This window comes from Pseudoalteromonas rhizosphaerae, from assembly GCF_028885455.1.
Classification (GTDB): domain Bacteria; phylum Pseudomonadota; class Gammaproteobacteria; order Enterobacterales; family Alteromonadaceae; genus Pseudoalteromonas; species Pseudoalteromonas rhizosphaerae.
Genome location: NZ_CP118496.1, coordinates 2792070 through 2807631 on the forward strand (window position 1 = coordinate 2792070; position 15562 = coordinate 2807631).

Below are 15562 nucleotides of genomic sequence, written 5' to 3' on the forward strand. Positions count from 1 at the left end.
TATATCGCTGTGATCATGATTGATTTCATCGTAACAAACTGTTTTATAGTAAAAAAATTTTTTTTGCAAATTTGTTACATGAAAATTATTATTATTTATGACTACCGCTGAGTCCACTTTGCTTTAAACTTTACTTTGTCAAGACGACACAGACTCAATGAATGAGCTGCTGCCAAGGAAACGGATTATGGCAATTAAGCAAGATGCTTAGCAGGAAGCAAATGGACAAGTTAACACGGATGCAAGGATGAGTTAGGACACTGCGAGGATGCAGTACATTAGCGGAGCTAATGATAAGGATAGCCCAAAGGATTATATTACAGGAAGTAATAGGAGCGTTTGGAAACGCAGGACGGCCAGGTAGGCAAAGAGGATAACACTAGGATGTGTAGGATATTGCATAGATGCAATGTGAGGGTGTATTTGGATATATACCCGTTCAGGGGATAGATAAAAATGGTAGCTTCGGCGTAGGTATGGATGCCTTATTATGGACGAAGTCAGATTGGGGCGTAACTATATGTTACGCCTTAGTTTTTTATAGTTGACGTGAAATGATTAAATATCAGTGTGCGCTGATAACTTTCTAACTTTCTAACTTTCTAACTTTCTAACTTTCTAACTCACTAACTCGCAAACTCGCAAACTCGCTAACTTTCTAACTCGCAAACTTGCTAACTCACTAACTCACTAACTCACTAACTCACTAACTCACTACTAAATCTTATGCGGCGGCACTAAAACGCTTTTCAGCATTTCATTTTCCATAAATAACACCCCTTGATAAACGCTTTCACCATCACTGGAAAATTCAAAAATAAACTCGCTTTTGATACCAGGTTTGCCGCTTTTTAGAAGGCCAAAGCGGCGTTTAGTGCAGGCGACACTCATTAATTGCACTTGTAACTGGTCGCTTTGACGTTTTGCGTGTGCGTTGGCAGCTTCAGCAACTTTACGATTAAGCCAAAAAAGATAAATCACACCACCAATGATAATGAATGTCCATAAACTTGCCATTTACGAGAATAACCTTCCAATTGCTCGCGCGAGGGTTTCGCTGCGATTTTCTTTGCGAAGTAAACCTAATAGGTGTGGTCGAATACTCGGTATTGCAACTAAGTCAGCAAAAATACTTGGGAAAAGCTCTTCAATTTGCTGATGGTGGGCGCAATTGTCCATAAAAATATGTAACCGCTCGGGATCAGTGAGCAAGTTAAAACAACGTCCTGCAATGGTCAGTAAAACATCCGATTCTGTGGCGATTTCTGAATCTAAAAGAGTATCCACTAATTGTACCGTAAGTGTTTGCGCTTGTGCTTTTGACATTGCACGTAGGGCACAACACAGTGCTAAGGTATCTTTTTGCGCAATGGCTTGCTGGGCGTAGCTTAACAACTGTTGACTAAATACCGGCGGTATTTCAACGTGTTCAAGCATTGCGCTGAGCGGTTGTAACACTTCAGCTGGCAGTTGCTCCCAGGCTTGTTGTAATGACGCTAGATTTTTATCGCTATCTAAGCGTAATGCAAAATCAGCAATCCCCTGTACTGCAACACTTTGCCAATTATCAAACCCTAGTTTGCCACTAAAATACAGTTGGGTGTACTCATAATATTGTGAGGCAGGTTGTTTTAATAACACTTTTAACTGTGCATTAAATGCAGCTAGTTTATTTGCGTTAGGTGTAAACACATATGGGTTATTATCAAGCTTCCCGTCGGCTTGCTCGCCGGTCAAATCATTGCCAAGTGCTTCTATCACCATATTGGCAAAGTGATCGCGACTGGCGCATACCAGTTTGCTTTGCTCATCAACTGGAAACTTTAAAAACCACACGTAGGGCTCGCTACTGGCTTTGCTATCCCAAAACTGAATAGCTAACCATGCATGGCCTGCGAGCGGGAAAGGATAGGGGATCTGTGCTTGCTCAATGGCTAAAAATTGCTTTTTATCTAGCTTGGTAATATGTCTGCCAATATCAAAAGCGCGCCAATTTGTACCTGCGCCATCAAGTAATTGCCCTAAGGTTGCGATCTGCTCGGTCATAATGATCCACTGATTTTTTACTGCAAAATTCGTTAAATTATACGCCATAGCAGGCCATGTGGGAACAGGGTATAATCAAGCAATGATAATCAACAAGGGTGGTTATGTACCAACAGACCCAAACTTACTTAACGCAACTCGAAGACTTATTAAAACAGCATCAACTTTGGCAAAATACTCCAATTGATCCGCAAGCGTTAAACTCAACAGTGCCATTTTGTCACGATACTATGGCGTTTGAGCAGTGGTTACAATTTGTATTTATTGAAAAAATGCAAATGTTAGTTGCTAAACAGCAGCCGTTACCGAGTAATTTTGCAATTGCACCGATGGCTGAGTTAATGCTTACTGAAAAGGCTGGAGGCGATGCCATCATCGCGTTACTCACAGAGTTTGATAATGTACTAGGAAGCAGCCATGAGTGAACGCCCTGAGCCAATTGAATTTGCTGAGCTTGAAATTTTATACCGTGATGAAAACTATATCGCAATTAATAAGCCTTCTGGTTTATTAGTACACAGATCATTTTTAGATAAACATGAAACACAATTTGCGATGCAGATGCTGCGCGATCAAATTGGCCAGCATGTGTTCCCTGTGCATCGTTTAGATAGGCCTACATCGGGCGTCTTACTGTTTGCATTGAGCTCTGAAGCTGCACGGGACATTAATCAGTTATTTATTGATAATCAAATCTCTAAACGCTATCTCGCGTTAGTGCGTGGTTTTGCGCCGGAGTCGGTGTTTTTAGATAAGCCACTAAAAGAACAGCTGGATAAAATTGCGGATAAGTTTGCTGATCAAAATAAAGCCCCACAAGAGGCACAAACTCTGTTTAACTGCTTGCAGCAAGCAACGTTACCGATACCAATTGATAAATACCCAACAGTGCGCTATTCGCTGGTGGAGTGCTTTCCTAAAACTGGTCGTAAGCATCAAATCCGCCGTCACTTAAAACATTTATCACTGCCTATAATTGGTGATGTTAATCATGGTGATAATCAGCATAACCAATTTTTTAGAGAGCATTTTGCATTACGTCGATTAATGTTATTTGCAACTGAGCTTAATTTTGTGCACCCTTATACTCAACAACAGATCAATATTAAAGCGCCGCTAGGTGAAGAAATGCTCACTATTTGTCAACAGCTTGGCTGGCCACATCAAGAGAGGGATTATTAATGGCAACTATTAGCATATTTGTAGGCAGTGTATATGGCGGTGCCGAGCGTTTAAGTGACGAAGTTATTGACGCAATAGAACAAGCAGGGCACAGCGTAAATTTAGTCGATCAACCAACCATTGCAGATATTCAGCAAGCCACACATATTTTAGTTATCACTTCAACTACCGGGCAAGGTGATATTCCTGACAACCTTGCTGGTTTTTTTAACGAGTTGAATAGCACTTTTCCTATGTTAACTGCTAAGCCATACGGCATTATCGCTATGGGCGACCGAAGTTATGGTGATACGTTTTGTGGTGCAGGGCGAAGTTTTGATGAGTTATTTCGTGACTTACAAGCACAACCTATCGGCCATCGTTTAGAAATTGATGCCTGTGAAGATTTTGAACCTTGGCCAGTAACTCAGCCATGGCTCCAAGAGTGGTTAGCTAAGTTACCTCATTAGACAATAAAAAAGAGCGAAAACGCTCTTTTTTATTGTCTGTATTATTTCGCTTAGGTGCTTTTTACGTCCACTTTAAGCTTTAACTTTTGCCCTGGTTGTAAGTACTTTTGTCCTGCTAAGTTATTCCATTTGATAATATCGTTTACTGTTAAGTTAAACTTAGCTGCGATGCGAGCCAGAGAGTCACCACGGCGAACTTTATAGGTGATTGTCCGCTCGGTACTGACTAACGCCGCCTTAGGGGTCTTAGGGCTCTGATAAACCGTTAACTTTTGGCCTAAACGTAATACACTATTCTTTTTAAGTTTATTCCAGCTAGCGAGTTCATTAATGGTTACATCGTACTCTCGGCTTATATCCCATAAAGTGTCGCCACTTTTAACCGTATGAGACAGTTTCTTTTGACTATTGTTATTCACCGCCATACGCATTTGTTTTGGTAGGTGTTCGCTATTAATTGCACCGTCACTTAACGGCACTAATAATTGCTGACCAATACGAATGGTATTTGACTTTAGTTTATTGAGTGATTTGATAGCGCTGGTGCTGGTGGCAAACTTCTTCGCAATTACCGATAAGCTGTCACCGCTTGCGACAATATACTGTTGCCAACGCAGACGATCTTTCATCGCTGTTTTAGCTAATAACTGTTGAAACTGCTCAATTTTGTCTGTTGGTAATAATAAAAAGTGAGGACCATTTGGATCCGTTGCCCAGCGATTAAAGCCAGGATTTAAACGATACAATTCAGTCAGGCTAATGTCAGCCATATCCGCAGCAAGTGCTAAATCAATTTGTGAACCTATATCAACGGCTTCAACAACTTGTGCATTGATAATCGGGTTCCACTTTACCCCAAAGTCATCTTGGCGTTTTAGTAAATCTGATAATGCTAATAGCTTTGGCACATAGGCGGTGGTTTCACTTGGTAAATCAAGAGACCAAAAATCAGTAGGCAAGTGCTTTTTACGGTTCTTTTTTATGGCGCGTAATAAACGCCCTTCACCTGAGTTATAGGCCGCAATGGCGTTGAGCCAATCACCCTCTAAGGTTTTATGTAAATAAGATAGATAATCAAGCGCCGCACGGGTTGATTGTACAATGTCACGACGACCGTCGTACCACCAGTTTTGCTTTAAATCAAAACGCTCACCAGTTTGTGGCATAAATTGCCAAATACCCGATGCACTTCGGTATGAGTAGCCAAACGGGTCAAAGGCACTTTCAACAATAGGCAGTAATGCTATTTCAATTGGCATATCACGCTTTTCAACTTCTTCTACAATAAAATGCAGATAAGGTTCCGCGCGTTTTGAGATGCGATCTAGATAAGCTTGATGTTTAGCATAATAATTACGCTCAGTGACAACTGGGCGATTTTGCGGCACTTCAATTGATAATTGGTAACGAATTCGCTCCCACACATCATCAAAAACGGGTGGTGCATCATCCAAGTCGTTAACTTGTTGGTATTGTGCATTGATCATCAATGCTTCACTGATATCGTGTGGGCTGGCGCCATTAAGTTGTGGCTGCTCTGCTTGATTGACGATAGCGTCATCAGATTGTGTTGATGTCAAGGTTTGACAACCACTTAGCACTAAAGCCAAGGCTAAAACGAGGGGGGATTTATTCATAAATACCAATACATCAGGTAAAAAACTCGGCGAATACTACCCGTTATGAGTCGGTATTACCACTTTATGACCGTTTAAAATATGCAACAATGCTGCTGTTTACCAGCTAACTAAATAATCTGCTTAGATTTATTAACTACAGGGCAGGTTTATTATATTAAAAATGATCTTTCCAGGTTCTCAGACCTGCGAAGTTTTGCCAAGGTTCAGTTTTTTGTGCTGAGTTTTTTCTGAGTCCTTTAAATTGTGCAGGCAATAGCGTGGTAATGCTTGGCAGCTCGCTACGCATAAACGGGTTTATTTTTAACTCTTGCCCTAAAGTACTCGGCAAAGTGATTAAGTCGTTGTTACGTTGCTCGTCAACCCAGTGTGAATAGTTGAGCAAGTCTTGATTATCCGGTTCAACGGCTAATGCAAATGCTAAGTTAGCTTGGGTGTATTCGTGAGTACAATAAATTTTACAATCATGCGGTAGCGCTTTTAGTTTGTTAAATGAGTGGTACATTTGCTCTGCTGTTCCTTCAAATAAGCGTCCGCAACCACCACTGAATAATGTATCGCCAGTAAAAGCGAGAGCAGGGTGGGTATAGCAAATATGATCTAAGGTATGTCCAGGTGTTGTTATGATGGAAAATTCTGTCCCAAGTACGGTTATCTTATCCGCGTCCATTAATGGTTTTGTGATCCCTTTAAATGGACTATTGTGTGGGCCATATACATCAATGCCCACAAATTTTTCACACAAAGCGGCTACGCCATCAGTATGATCATAATGATGATGGGTAACTAAAATACCCGCTAAGGTTAAACCAGCTTGGTTTAAATAAGTTAACACTGGTTCAGCTTGACCTGGGTCAACTACCCATGCTTGCGAACTTGTAGGATCGCTAAGGCACCAAATGTAATTATCAGAAAAGGCTTTAATTGCTTTGACTTGCACCATGTGACATTGCTCTATAAAGTGACGATATCAAACAGTATAACGAGCTCAGCGTATGAAACCAGCCCTTAGTTTTCAAGAAGGACCCAAACCACTGTCGTGGCAAGAGTTTCCTCATGGTGACTATTTACGTAGTGATATAGAACGTAAAATGGCCAAGTGGTTACCGCGAATGTTTGGCTATCACATGTTAAAACTCGGTAATCTCAGTGGCGAACTTAATACCAGTAAAAGTACCATTAAACACCAAGTCTGCGTAGCAGAGTCAGGACCATTTACAGGTGTTGTTGCCGATATAGATGAACTCCCTTTTTACGAGCACAGTGTTGATGCCTGTATATTAAGTCATTGCTTAGAGTATCACACCGATCCGCATCATATATTACGTGAAGCACACCGCACCTTAATACCAGGTGGCTATATGGTGATCACCGGGTTTAACCCATTTAGTTTATGTGGACTTGCGCAGTTGTTGCCCTTTAGCGGTCAAAAGTTGCCATGGACGGGACGCTTTTTCACTCCCGCACGGGTAAAAGATTGGCTTAACCTATTAGGTTTTGAAATAGTCAGTGATGAACGTTTTATTTATTCGTCATTAGCACGAGGCAACCGTTTATCGCGGTTTGCGCCATGGCGACGTTTTACCAAGCAATATCTAAAACCCATGGGAAGTGTGTATATGTTGGTCGCTCGTAAACGAGTTGCGCCTTTGACACCCATAAAGCCTAAATGGCACGCTCGTCCACAGTTTGCTCCAGTAAAAGGAGCTGGTTTACGGCAAACCTCAAAGCAACACTGTGAGCGGAAGCGTTAAATAACGCTGACTGTTTTGCTGTGCTTTTGGTAATTGGCCTGCGCGAATATTCATTTGTATTGCTGGGTGCAATAATTTAGGTGCACTGAGTGTTGCATCACGGGCGCTACGGGTTGTTATGTAATCTTGCTCAGAGGCTTGTAGATGAATATTACTGGTGCGCTGCTCGAGTACCGATGTTTTATTGGCAAGTGGGCGATCACCCGGCTGATAGTCGTGGCACATCCATAAAATAGTTTCATCGGGCAGGGCTAAAATACGTTGCAGTGACTGATAAAGCGTTTTGGCACTGCCACCTGGGAAATCACAGCGTGCAGTACCGCTATCGGGCATAAAAAATGTGTCACCAACAAACAAGTTGCCTTCAATTAAATAACACACACTGTCTGGAGTATGGCCTGGAGTCGCTAATACAGTAACCTTGTGTGCGCCCAGTGCAAAATGCTCGTTATCAGTAAATAGCTGTTCAAATGGGCTGCCATCACATGGCATATTAATATTATACAGGCGGCTAAAATGTTCTTGCACTTGTATTATTTTTTTACCCGTTGCTAACTTGCAAGGATGATATGTCGCAAGTTGCTGCTTTATATAACTGGCGGCAGTAATGTGATCTGCATGGGCGTGGCTTTCTAAAACCCACTCAAGAATAAGTTGGTTATCGTTTATATGGGCAATGATCTCGTCGGCGGTTTGAAAACTTAACGTACAGCTAGCAGCATCAAAGTCAGCAGGGGCATCGATCAACATGGCAGATTTAGTGGTTTGGCAAGACACTAAATAAGTAAAGGTAGCACTTTGCTGATGAAAAAAAGACTCGATCGAGATAGCCATTTAACAACTCCATTATTTAATATATCCAAATCCTATATCATATAACTAAGTTGTTAAATGGTTTATGATGAATTACCTACTAATATTATTCAGGGTTGTAACCTTCATCGACTAATAAATCTTTACTGCCAGCGGCATCACGCGCCAAATCATCAACAATTTCATTGTATTTATTGCCGCTATGACCTTTTACCCACTTCCAAGTCACATTATGACGGGCGCAGGCTACATCAAGACGCTGCCATAAATCGACATTTTTAACTGGTTTTTTAGCAGCCGTTTTCCAGCCTCGCTTCTTCCAGTTAGCAAGCCATGATTCAATACCTTGTTTCACGTATTGGCTGTCGGTGGTGAGGTTTATCTCACACGGGCGGTTTAAACTCTCAAGAGCAACAATTGCTGCGAGCATTTCCATTCGGTTATTGGTGGTGAGGGTATAGCCTTGGCTTAATTTTTTTTCGTGGTCATTATAAAACATAAAAATACCATAACCGCCGGGGCCCGGATTACCTAAACATGAGCCATCGGTGTAAATCTCTACGGTTTTTTGCACTGTTTTCCCTTGATCTTATGTACAATAAAGTGATTATAGAAAGATACCAGAGTCAGGCTAAATTCGATATGGCACGTAGACAAATAGTTTTAGATACAGAAACCACCGGCATCGACCCTAAACAAGGGCATCGTATTATTGAAATTGGCTGTGTGGAATTAGTGAATCGTCGTTTAACCGGCAATAACTTTCACGTTTATATCAACCCACAGCGCAAAAGTGACGAAGAAGCCATTGATGTTCATGGTATCACTAATGAGTTTTTACGTGATAAACCGTTATTCCATCAAATAGCTCAAGAGTTTCTCGACTATATTAGAGGGGCGGAGCTGGTAATTCATAATGCGCCGTTCGATGTCGGTCATATGGATAATGAATTTGCGTTGCTCAATCAAGGTTATCAAAAAACCCATGATTACTGCCAAGTTCTCGACACCCTCAAAATGGCGCGTGACTTGCATCCAGGACAGAAGAATAACTTAGATGCGTTATGCCGGCGTTATGATGTAGATAACGCTAAGCGTACCTTACACGGCGCACTACTGGATTCTGAGATCTTAGCTGACGTTTATTTAGCGATGACGGGGGGGCAGGTAAAGCTCAATCTTAATCAAAATAAAAATCAAGGCAGTGAGCAACAACAAAAAGAACTGCGTCGTTTAGATTCAAACCGTCCACCGCTGGTGGTCTTACAAGCCAATAATGATGAGCAACTCGCTCACGAAGAGCGATTAAATATAGTCAACGAAGCCGGTGGTCAATGTATATGGCGCGCCGAATAAGGCAAAACATGAGAAGCATAATGTTAGTTGTGTGTTTGGTTATGATGTTACCAAACACCAGCAGTGCAACAAATGAAGATAAAATAACCTTACTGCAGCGCGATGGGCGGCAAAATGAAATTCCTTTACTGGAAAATCGTTTTCGTATTGATTATAAAGTTGACGAAATCACCTTATTATTTTTTCGCAAGCCCGGTGCACCAGCAGTGGTATTGGTAAAACCCGATGGCAGTAAATATTATGCAACCTCGGCGAGAAAAGATGACAACCTACAATGGTTTGATGAGCTAAGTTATGATCTGATTACTATTAAGCAGCCAATGCCTGGGCCTTGGCAGGTCGTTGGTAGTATTTTGCCGAAAAGCCGGATTGTGGTGTTAGGAGAAGTAGAATTACAAGCCGAACCATTACCCCCATTACTGTTTCGTGGCGAAACAGTTAAAATTACAGGGCAAATACTAAATGATGGTGAGCCGATTCAAGTGGGCTTGTTTCGGGATGTGGTCAGTTTAAATGTTGACTTTATTAGCACCAATAACAGTGACTTTGCAAACTTTGGCGCTGGCACTCAGAATGTTGCTGAATTTAAAGACGATGGCCGTGGTTTCGATGAGCGCCCTAAAGATGGTATTTTTACCGGTGAATTTAAATTAGTTTTCCCAGCCGGACAATGGCGACCAGAGCTATATATTGAAACCCCATTATTAAAGCGCACCGTCGTGCAAGATCTTATCGAAGTTAAAGAACCCCCCTTTAGTTATGAAATCGCCTTAGCCGAAGATGACCTGCAAGAACATCAATTAACCATTACCCTCGATAACCAAATAGTGCAACCAGATACGGTATTGATCCAAGGTAAAATTTATTACCCCAATAATGAAGAGCAAATGTTTACGCTTGATGCTAAAAACAGTTTGACCCGTCAGCTGACGATTAAAAATTATGATTGGGGGCGATACAGTATTGAACTGTCTGTTTTTGGTACTAATGTTAATGGGCGCGAATTTATGGCGACTTTACCGACCTATAAATTTGAAATAGAACGACCAATAGAAGTGGTGCCTGAATTACCAGAACCAATTATTACCCCAGCACAGCAACAAGAAATAGAAAGAGTTGCTAAGGAAGCCGAATCAATGGCAACAATTACATTTATTAGTTTAATTGTTGGCGGGAATTTACTGGTTTTGCTGTTGGGTTGGTTAGCAATTCGTGTATTTGTGCAGAAAAAATCAATCATGCCGAAAATCAACTTACCATTTATGAAGAAAAAAACAGCAGTTGAAAATGAGCCGCAAAGTAATGAAAAAAAAGAACTCGACAAAAATGGTTCAAAAATTGATAGAACCGGTGAAATTTTAAACCTTTCGATGTCAGATGACTAAAAAACCTGTAAAAAAACAAAAAAGCCCTTGACGAAGTAGGGGTTGGTTCGTATTATTCACGCCGCTGTCAGGGGAGACTCAGACAGCAACGAAAATGTGGAGTGGTAGTTCAGTTGGTTAGAATACCGGCCTGTCACGCCGGGGGTCGCGGGTTCGAGTCCCGTCCACTCCGCCAATTTTCGACAATTTGTAAGTAGACGCTGGAGTGGTAGTTCAGTTGGTTAGAATACCGGCCTGTCACGCCGGGGGTCGCGGGTTCGAGTCCCGTCCACTCCGCCAACACTTACACAACATATGGTTGTAAAACATATTCTTATTATGGAGTGGTAGTTCAGTTGGTTAGAATACCGGCCTGTCACGCCGGGGGTCGCGGGTTCGAGTCCCGTCCACTCCGCCAATAAGAAAAAATAACAGTTTAAATATGCGCTGGAGTGGTAGTTCAGTTGGTTAGAATACCGGCCTGTCACGCCGGGGGTCGCGGGTTCGAGTCCCGTCCACTCCGCCAACTATTTAAACAATGTTATATTACAAAATTTGTATGCTGGAGTGGTAGTTCAGTTGGTTAGAATACCGGCCTGTCACGCCGGGGGTCGCGGGTTCGAGTCCCGTCCACTCCGCCAACAAATTAAGTAATAACAAGTATAATGATATCTCTGCGGAGTGGTAGTTCAGTTGGTTAGAATACCGGCCTGTCACGCCGGGGGTCGCGGGTTCGAGTCCCGTCCACTCCGCCACTTGATATCAGTAATAAAATTAGTAAGTGCATTACCCCATGCACATACCACTGCGGAGTGGTAGTTCAGTTGGTTAGAATACCGGCCTGTCACGCCGGGGGTCGCGGGTTCGAGTCCCGTCCACTCCGCCACTTGTTATTTCCTCAATAATAAGTTTATAAAGTCCTTGTATACCTATTGCAATAAAACATACTTTGGCTATCAGCTATCAGCTATCAGCTATCAGCTATCAGCTATCAGCTATCAGCTATCAGCTATCAGCTATCAGTTATCTTATCTGAACTTGACAAAGAACATAATAAAACCTGCAATCTTGATCAGAATTACAGGCTTATAATTAAACTTCTAGTCAGCTTTAATATATTAGCCTTGTGGGCCAAAGCGTTCTTTTAAGTAGGTATCTAAAAAGTTTAGATACGCGTTGGAGGCACTGATACGGTTTTCTTTTTTGCTAAAACCATGACCTTCATCGTCAAATAATACATATTCGACCGGTACGCCATTGGCTTTCACTGCGGCAACTAACTCATCACTTTCTATCTGTAATACGCGCGGATCGTTGGCGCCTTGAATAACCATTAATGGTTTGGTGATATTCTTAGCATGGAATAGCGGTGAGATTGCACGATGACGCTCGCCGTCCGTTGCAGGGTCGCCCATTTCATCGTACAACGCTTTTTTAAAGCTTTCCCACCACGGTGGAATTGAGTTGAGCGTTCTTACCCAGTTGGTGACACCAAAAATATTAATGCCCACTTTGAATTCTTCAGGCTCAAAAGCAAGCGCTGCTGCGGTCATGAAGCCACCGTAGCTGCCACCTATGATACCGATTTTTTCTGCATCGACCCAATCTAAACTTTGTAAGTGTTTTTTACCGTAAACAATGTCTTGTAAGTCGTCGGTGCCGTGTTTTTTATCATCTAAATGAAAAAAGGTTTTACCATAGCCTGAACTGCCACGGTTATTAACCGCAAAAATAGCATAGCCATGATTGACTAAATGTTGTTGCATTGCACTGTAACCAGTGCGGCTTTGGCCACCTGGGCCACCGTGCACCCAAATTAGCGCTGGCACTTTATTATTGCTACTGGCTTGCTTGGGTTTATAAAGTACGCCGGGTATCTCTAAACCGTCAAAGCTTTTAAAGCGCACTATGGTACTTTCAACTAAATCATTTTGATCTATCTCTTTGCTTAAAGTATTACTTAATTGCTGTGCTTTATTACTGCCTACTTGCCATACAAATAAGTTACTTGGTGACGTGTCTGAGTTTAGGTAAAACGCCATGCTTTTTTCATCTGCAGAAAAGTTAACACCACGTAAGTTACCTGCGGGTAACTGAGGCATCGCAATCTCTTTGTCTGACTGGGTATCAATCACCGTGACTTTAGTGCTGGCATCGGCATTGACACCGCTGACTTGATAACGCCCTGATTTAGAAAAATAAATGAAGCTGACATCCCAATTATCTTTTAATACAGGGCTATGCTCCTCTGAGGCCAACTCATAACGCCACACTTGTGAAAACTCGCCTTTAGCATCCGTTGAGTAGTATAAGTATTTACTATCAACAGAGAAGGTTTCAGGCGTGTATTGAGCTGGTGTATTGTGTTTTGAAATTAGCTGTGGTTTGAGGGTCTTTTTATAGGTATCGAGAATAAATGTGTCGCTGTCTTTATTGGTGTTATTTTTAGATAGTGCGATATAGCGGCCATCGGGGCTGATTGCTCCGACATCTAAACCAAGCGTATTTTGATAAACAGGGGTGATTTTATAGGTTTTACTATCAACGCGGTATAAGTCCATAAATTTAGCATCGCGCTGGTTACTAGTAATAAAAAACTCGCTGCTATCTTCTGTAAATCCTGCAAAGCTTGCGCGGGTTTCATCGCCGGGGGTTAAATCTGTTATTGACCCGTCAAGTTCACGGACGTAGACGTGAAAGCGCTCATTGCCGCCAGAATCTTTGGTAAAGAGGACCCTTTCATCATTTGGGAAGTAACGGACAGGGTAGGTGCTATCCTGAAAATTGGTTAAGCGGGTTTTGTTGCCTGTTTTTGCATCTACTTCATACAAGCTGTAAATACCACTTTCATCAGAGCTTACCAGTACTTTATCGCCATTGGGTGAAAAGCTACTGCCCATAATTGCGGTCGTATCAAAGAAGGTTTTAGCATTATAGGTGCTAACTTGCTGAGTTTGCTGCGACTGTACTGTGGTGACGGCTGTTGTTGAGGTTGATTGGCTACAACCGCTCAAGGCAATACTGATTGCACAGGCGAGTGCGGCAAATTGCAATTTTTTGTTCATAGTACATTCCTTGGTTTATTGTTATCTAAGCATATTTTTACCGGTTTTAGTGTTGCCCTAACCCTATTTTAACGCAAGTTTTTAGCTGATTTTAACTGCAACAAAGTGTTACAAAGCCTGTATCGTTAAAAATACAGCCTACGTTATAATACTCACTCATATAAAAGGCTCTCTCATATAAAAGGAAAGTGATGATTGAAGTTAGTGGTTTACACAAGCAATTTGCCCAAAACATCCTATATAAAGATTATCGCATCAGCTTTACAGCACCGAGAGTATGTATTGAAGCGCCGAACGGTCAAGGTAAAACCACGCTGCTAATGATGCTTGCTGGACTTGAGCAACCACAAAGTGGACAGATATTATTTGCAGGCAAGGTGTTGTCTGAGCCTTATAAACAGGTAGCAATTGCCAGTGATCGCATCGCGCTGCCTGAGTTTTTAACCGCGAAACAAATTATCAATTTAACGGTTAGCAGTTTAGGCTGCGATTGGCCGACAGCGCTTATCAGCGGCTTTAATTTTTCAGATTTTTTAGCGACTCGTTTTGATGCGTTGTCATCGGGTAATCAAAAAAAGTGCCAATTAATTTTAGCGTTAATGCGCGGTGCGCCGTATTTGTTACTAGATGAGCCCAGTGCGGCACTTGATCAAGCCAGCATTATATATTTACTTGGTTTACTAGATAATTATTTAGCAGATAAAGCGCATGGGCAAATCATTATCACTTGCCATGAGCCGGCGCCGTTTATCGAGCATGGCTTTGAGTGTGTCCCCTTATGAGCAAGCTAGGTATTAAGCTTGAGATTGCACAATATCGCTCATTTATGCAGTATCGTTATCAGGCCTATAAAATTGAGCTGGCACAACTACTACAGCAACTTAAAAACTTCGGCTTATTATTTTTAGTGGTACTTGGCTCAGCCATGCTTGGAATGATTTTGCTGTTATTTTTAGGTCTGGGCAAAATCATCAACAGCATAGATGCGCCGCAATATGGCGCTCAAATGGCGTGGCTGTATCTATTACTGCAAAGCGTGATGCTCAGTGCAATGAAATCAGCCATTCAAAATAGTCAGCAGCGGCTCTTTCAACGCACTATTGTAAGGTCAAACTGGCTTAAGTTAATGGATATAAAACTATTGCTTTTAAGCAATGGCTGGTTGCTAGCAAGTGCTGTAATTGCGCTGGATTTAAACTATTCACAGTGGCTACGAGCACCCCATTTTGTGCTGTTTATGTTACTGCAGTTTAGCCTCGGTGTACTGTGTTTGTACAAGCCAAGAGCATTAATATATGGCTTAGTATTTACTGCTATTTTAGTCTTGCTACCGATTAATATAGCGCCGTTAGCCTATCACTGTGGCTTTATTATATTATTTGCGCTGAGCATGTTGTTGCCAGCATTTTCGCTGAGCGACCAGTTACCGATCAATGCATTATCTACTTTTTGGCTGAGCTTTTTTATGCAACATAGCAGGGTACTAGTATGGCGAGTGGCTTTATTGTTGTGTGTATTTATGGCAATCACTACTTTGCTCAATGAGCGTGCTGATTTAGAGGCTATATTTAACGTGATAGCCGCAGCTTTTATGGTGTTGTTTACCAGCTCACTGCAATTTGATTGTGGTAAGTTACATGATAAGTATCAGTTGTTTTTTCAAGCAAATTATCAACAACGGGTGTTTTTTATCAGCCAATTTATGCCAAGTTGCTTGTTCTTTTTGATAACACTGAGCAGCTATCTGCTGTTTGTTGAACAAATAGAATGGTTATTACTGAGCCTGAGTGTTGGCTGGTGTATATTACAATTATATATAGCACAAAAAAAACCAGCGCATTTTGCGCTGGTTTGGATGATTACAACAGGCGGGCTGTTGGCTGTGTTAACTTAAGA

The 15562-nt window shown here is 41.8% G+C and carries 15 protein-coding genes and 7 tRNA genes; 15 read left to right on the plus strand and 7 right to left on the minus strand.

The annotated features are described in order from the left end of the window. Positions 1-717 precede the first annotated feature (717 nt). Entirely contained in the window at positions 718-1017 is a 300-nt protein-coding gene (locus PVK79_RS11925; protein ID WP_145241637.1) for a DUF3301 domain-containing protein, read from the minus strand. After that, positions 1018-2046, minus strand: coding sequence for a DUF3549 family protein (locus tag PVK79_RS11930; protein WP_145241667.1), 1029 nt, complete (start codon positions 2044-2046; stop codon positions 1018-1020). A gap of 104 nt (positions 2047-2150) precedes the next feature. Between PVK79_RS11930 and PVK79_RS11935 the strand changes: the two genes are divergently transcribed. From PVK79_RS11935 to PVK79_RS11945, 3 genes are read left to right on the plus strand one after another with little or no spacing between them, the layout of a single operon-like run. Beyond that, the gene (locus PVK79_RS11935) at positions 2151-2471 is read left to right on the plus strand and encodes a YqcC family protein (protein ID WP_182731913.1); all 321 of its coding nucleotides are present in this window, start codon (positions 2151-2153) and stop codon (positions 2469-2471) included. Continuing rightward, positions 2464-3228 carry a tRNA pseudouridine(65) synthase TruC gene (gene truC / locus PVK79_RS11940; RefSeq protein ID WP_145241641.1) on the plus strand — a complete coding sequence of 255 codons (765 nt, stop codon included), beginning with the start codon at positions 2464-2466 and terminating at the stop codon, positions 3226-3228. The genes PVK79_RS11935 and truC overlap by 8 nt, the downstream gene beginning before the upstream one ends. Then, positions 3228-3677: a flavodoxin gene (locus PVK79_RS11945; protein ID WP_182731914.1), complete on the plus strand. Its 450-nt coding sequence runs from the start codon at positions 3228-3230 to the stop codon at positions 3675-3677. Before truC ends, PVK79_RS11945 begins: the two co-directional genes overlap by 1 nt. A 50-nt stretch (positions 3678-3727) precedes the next feature. Here the strand turns inward: PVK79_RS11945 and PVK79_RS11950 are convergent, their stop codons facing one another. Both PVK79_RS11950 and gloB read right to left on the minus strand, forming a co-directional pair. After that, the gene (locus PVK79_RS11950; RefSeq protein ID WP_145241645.1) at positions 3728-5314 is read right to left on the minus strand and encodes a lytic transglycosylase; all 1587 of its coding nucleotides are present in this window, start codon (positions 5312-5314) and stop codon (positions 3728-3730) included. A 157-nt stretch (positions 5315-5471) separates the two neighbouring features. Continuing rightward, positions 5472-6257: a hydroxyacylglutathione hydrolase gene (gloB, locus tag PVK79_RS11955; protein WP_145241647.1), complete on the minus strand. Its 786-nt coding sequence runs from the start codon at positions 6255-6257 to the stop codon at positions 5472-5474. Between the two features lie 52 nt (positions 6258-6309). Here gloB and PVK79_RS11960 point away from each other — a divergent pair, with 52 nt between their 5' ends. After that, positions 6310-7068 (plus strand): class I SAM-dependent methyltransferase, encoded by a 759-nt coding sequence (locus tag PVK79_RS11960; protein WP_145241649.1) that lies wholly within the window; start codon positions 6310-6312, stop codon positions 7066-7068. Here PVK79_RS11960 and PVK79_RS11965 read toward each other — a convergent pair. After that, the gene (locus tag PVK79_RS11965) at positions 7039-7902 is read right to left on the minus strand and encodes an MBL fold metallo-hydrolase (RefSeq protein ID WP_145241651.1); all 864 of its coding nucleotides are present in this window, start codon (positions 7900-7902) and stop codon (positions 7039-7041) included. The genes PVK79_RS11960 and PVK79_RS11965 overlap by 30 nt on opposite strands. Before the next feature lie 85 nt (positions 7903-7987). Beyond that, positions 7988-8455 carry a ribonuclease HI gene (gene rnhA, locus PVK79_RS11970; protein WP_257325677.1) on the minus strand — a complete coding sequence of 156 codons (468 nt, stop codon included), beginning with the start codon at positions 8453-8455 and terminating at the stop codon, positions 7988-7990. A 68-nt stretch (positions 8456-8523) separates the two neighbouring features. On the opposite strand from rnhA, the gene dnaQ reads away from it, so the two are divergent. The 9 genes from dnaQ to PVK79_RS12015 all read left to right on the plus strand — a co-directional run bounded on the left by dnaQ (position 8524) and on the right by PVK79_RS12015 (position 11487). Continuing rightward, positions 8524-9237: a DNA polymerase III subunit epsilon gene (gene dnaQ, locus PVK79_RS11975; RefSeq protein ID WP_145241655.1), complete on the plus strand. Its 714-nt coding sequence runs from the start codon at positions 8524-8526 to the stop codon at positions 9235-9237. Positions 9238-9245: 8 nt separating this feature from the next. After that, positions 9246-10622, plus strand: coding sequence for a TIGR03503 family protein (locus PVK79_RS11980; RefSeq protein WP_257325678.1), 1377 nt, complete (start codon positions 9246-9248; stop codon positions 10620-10622). Between the two features lie 98 nt (positions 10623-10720). Then, positions 10721-10797, plus strand: a tRNA-Asp gene (locus PVK79_RS11985). 27 nt (positions 10798-10824) lie between these two features. Then, positions 10825-10901: transfer RNA gene (locus PVK79_RS11990), tRNA-Asp, on the plus strand. Positions 10902-10942: 41 nt separating this feature from the next. Beyond that, positions 10943-11019, plus strand: a tRNA-Asp gene (locus PVK79_RS11995). Between the two features lie 31 nt (positions 11020-11050). Next, positions 11051-11127 (plus strand) — tRNA-Asp (locus PVK79_RS12000). A gap of 38 nt (positions 11128-11165) precedes the next feature. Then, positions 11166-11242, plus strand: a tRNA-Asp gene (locus tag PVK79_RS12005). Between the two features lie 37 nt (positions 11243-11279). Next, positions 11280-11356: transfer RNA gene (locus PVK79_RS12010), tRNA-Asp, on the plus strand. A 54-nt stretch (positions 11357-11410) separates the two neighbouring features. Next, positions 11411-11487, plus strand: a tRNA-Asp gene (locus PVK79_RS12015). Between the two features lie 232 nt (positions 11488-11719). On the opposite strand, the gene PVK79_RS12020 is transcribed toward PVK79_RS12015, so the two are convergent. Then, positions 11720-13666: a S9 family peptidase gene (locus tag PVK79_RS12020; protein WP_257325679.1), complete on the minus strand. Its 1947-nt coding sequence runs from the start codon at positions 13664-13666 to the stop codon at positions 11720-11722. Between the two features lie 191 nt (positions 13667-13857). On the opposite strand from PVK79_RS12020, the gene PVK79_RS12025 reads away from it, so the two are divergent. After that, positions 13858-14448, plus strand: coding sequence for an ABC transporter ATP-binding protein (locus PVK79_RS12025; protein ID WP_182732242.1), 591 nt, complete (start codon positions 13858-13860; stop codon positions 14446-14448). Continuing rightward, complete coding sequence (locus tag PVK79_RS12030) at positions 14445-15560, plus strand: DUF6136 family protein (RefSeq protein WP_257325680.1); 1116 nt, start codon at positions 14445-14447, stop codon at positions 15558-15560. Before PVK79_RS12025 ends, PVK79_RS12030 begins: the two co-directional genes overlap by 4 nt. Positions 15561-15562: the final 2 nt, after the last annotated feature.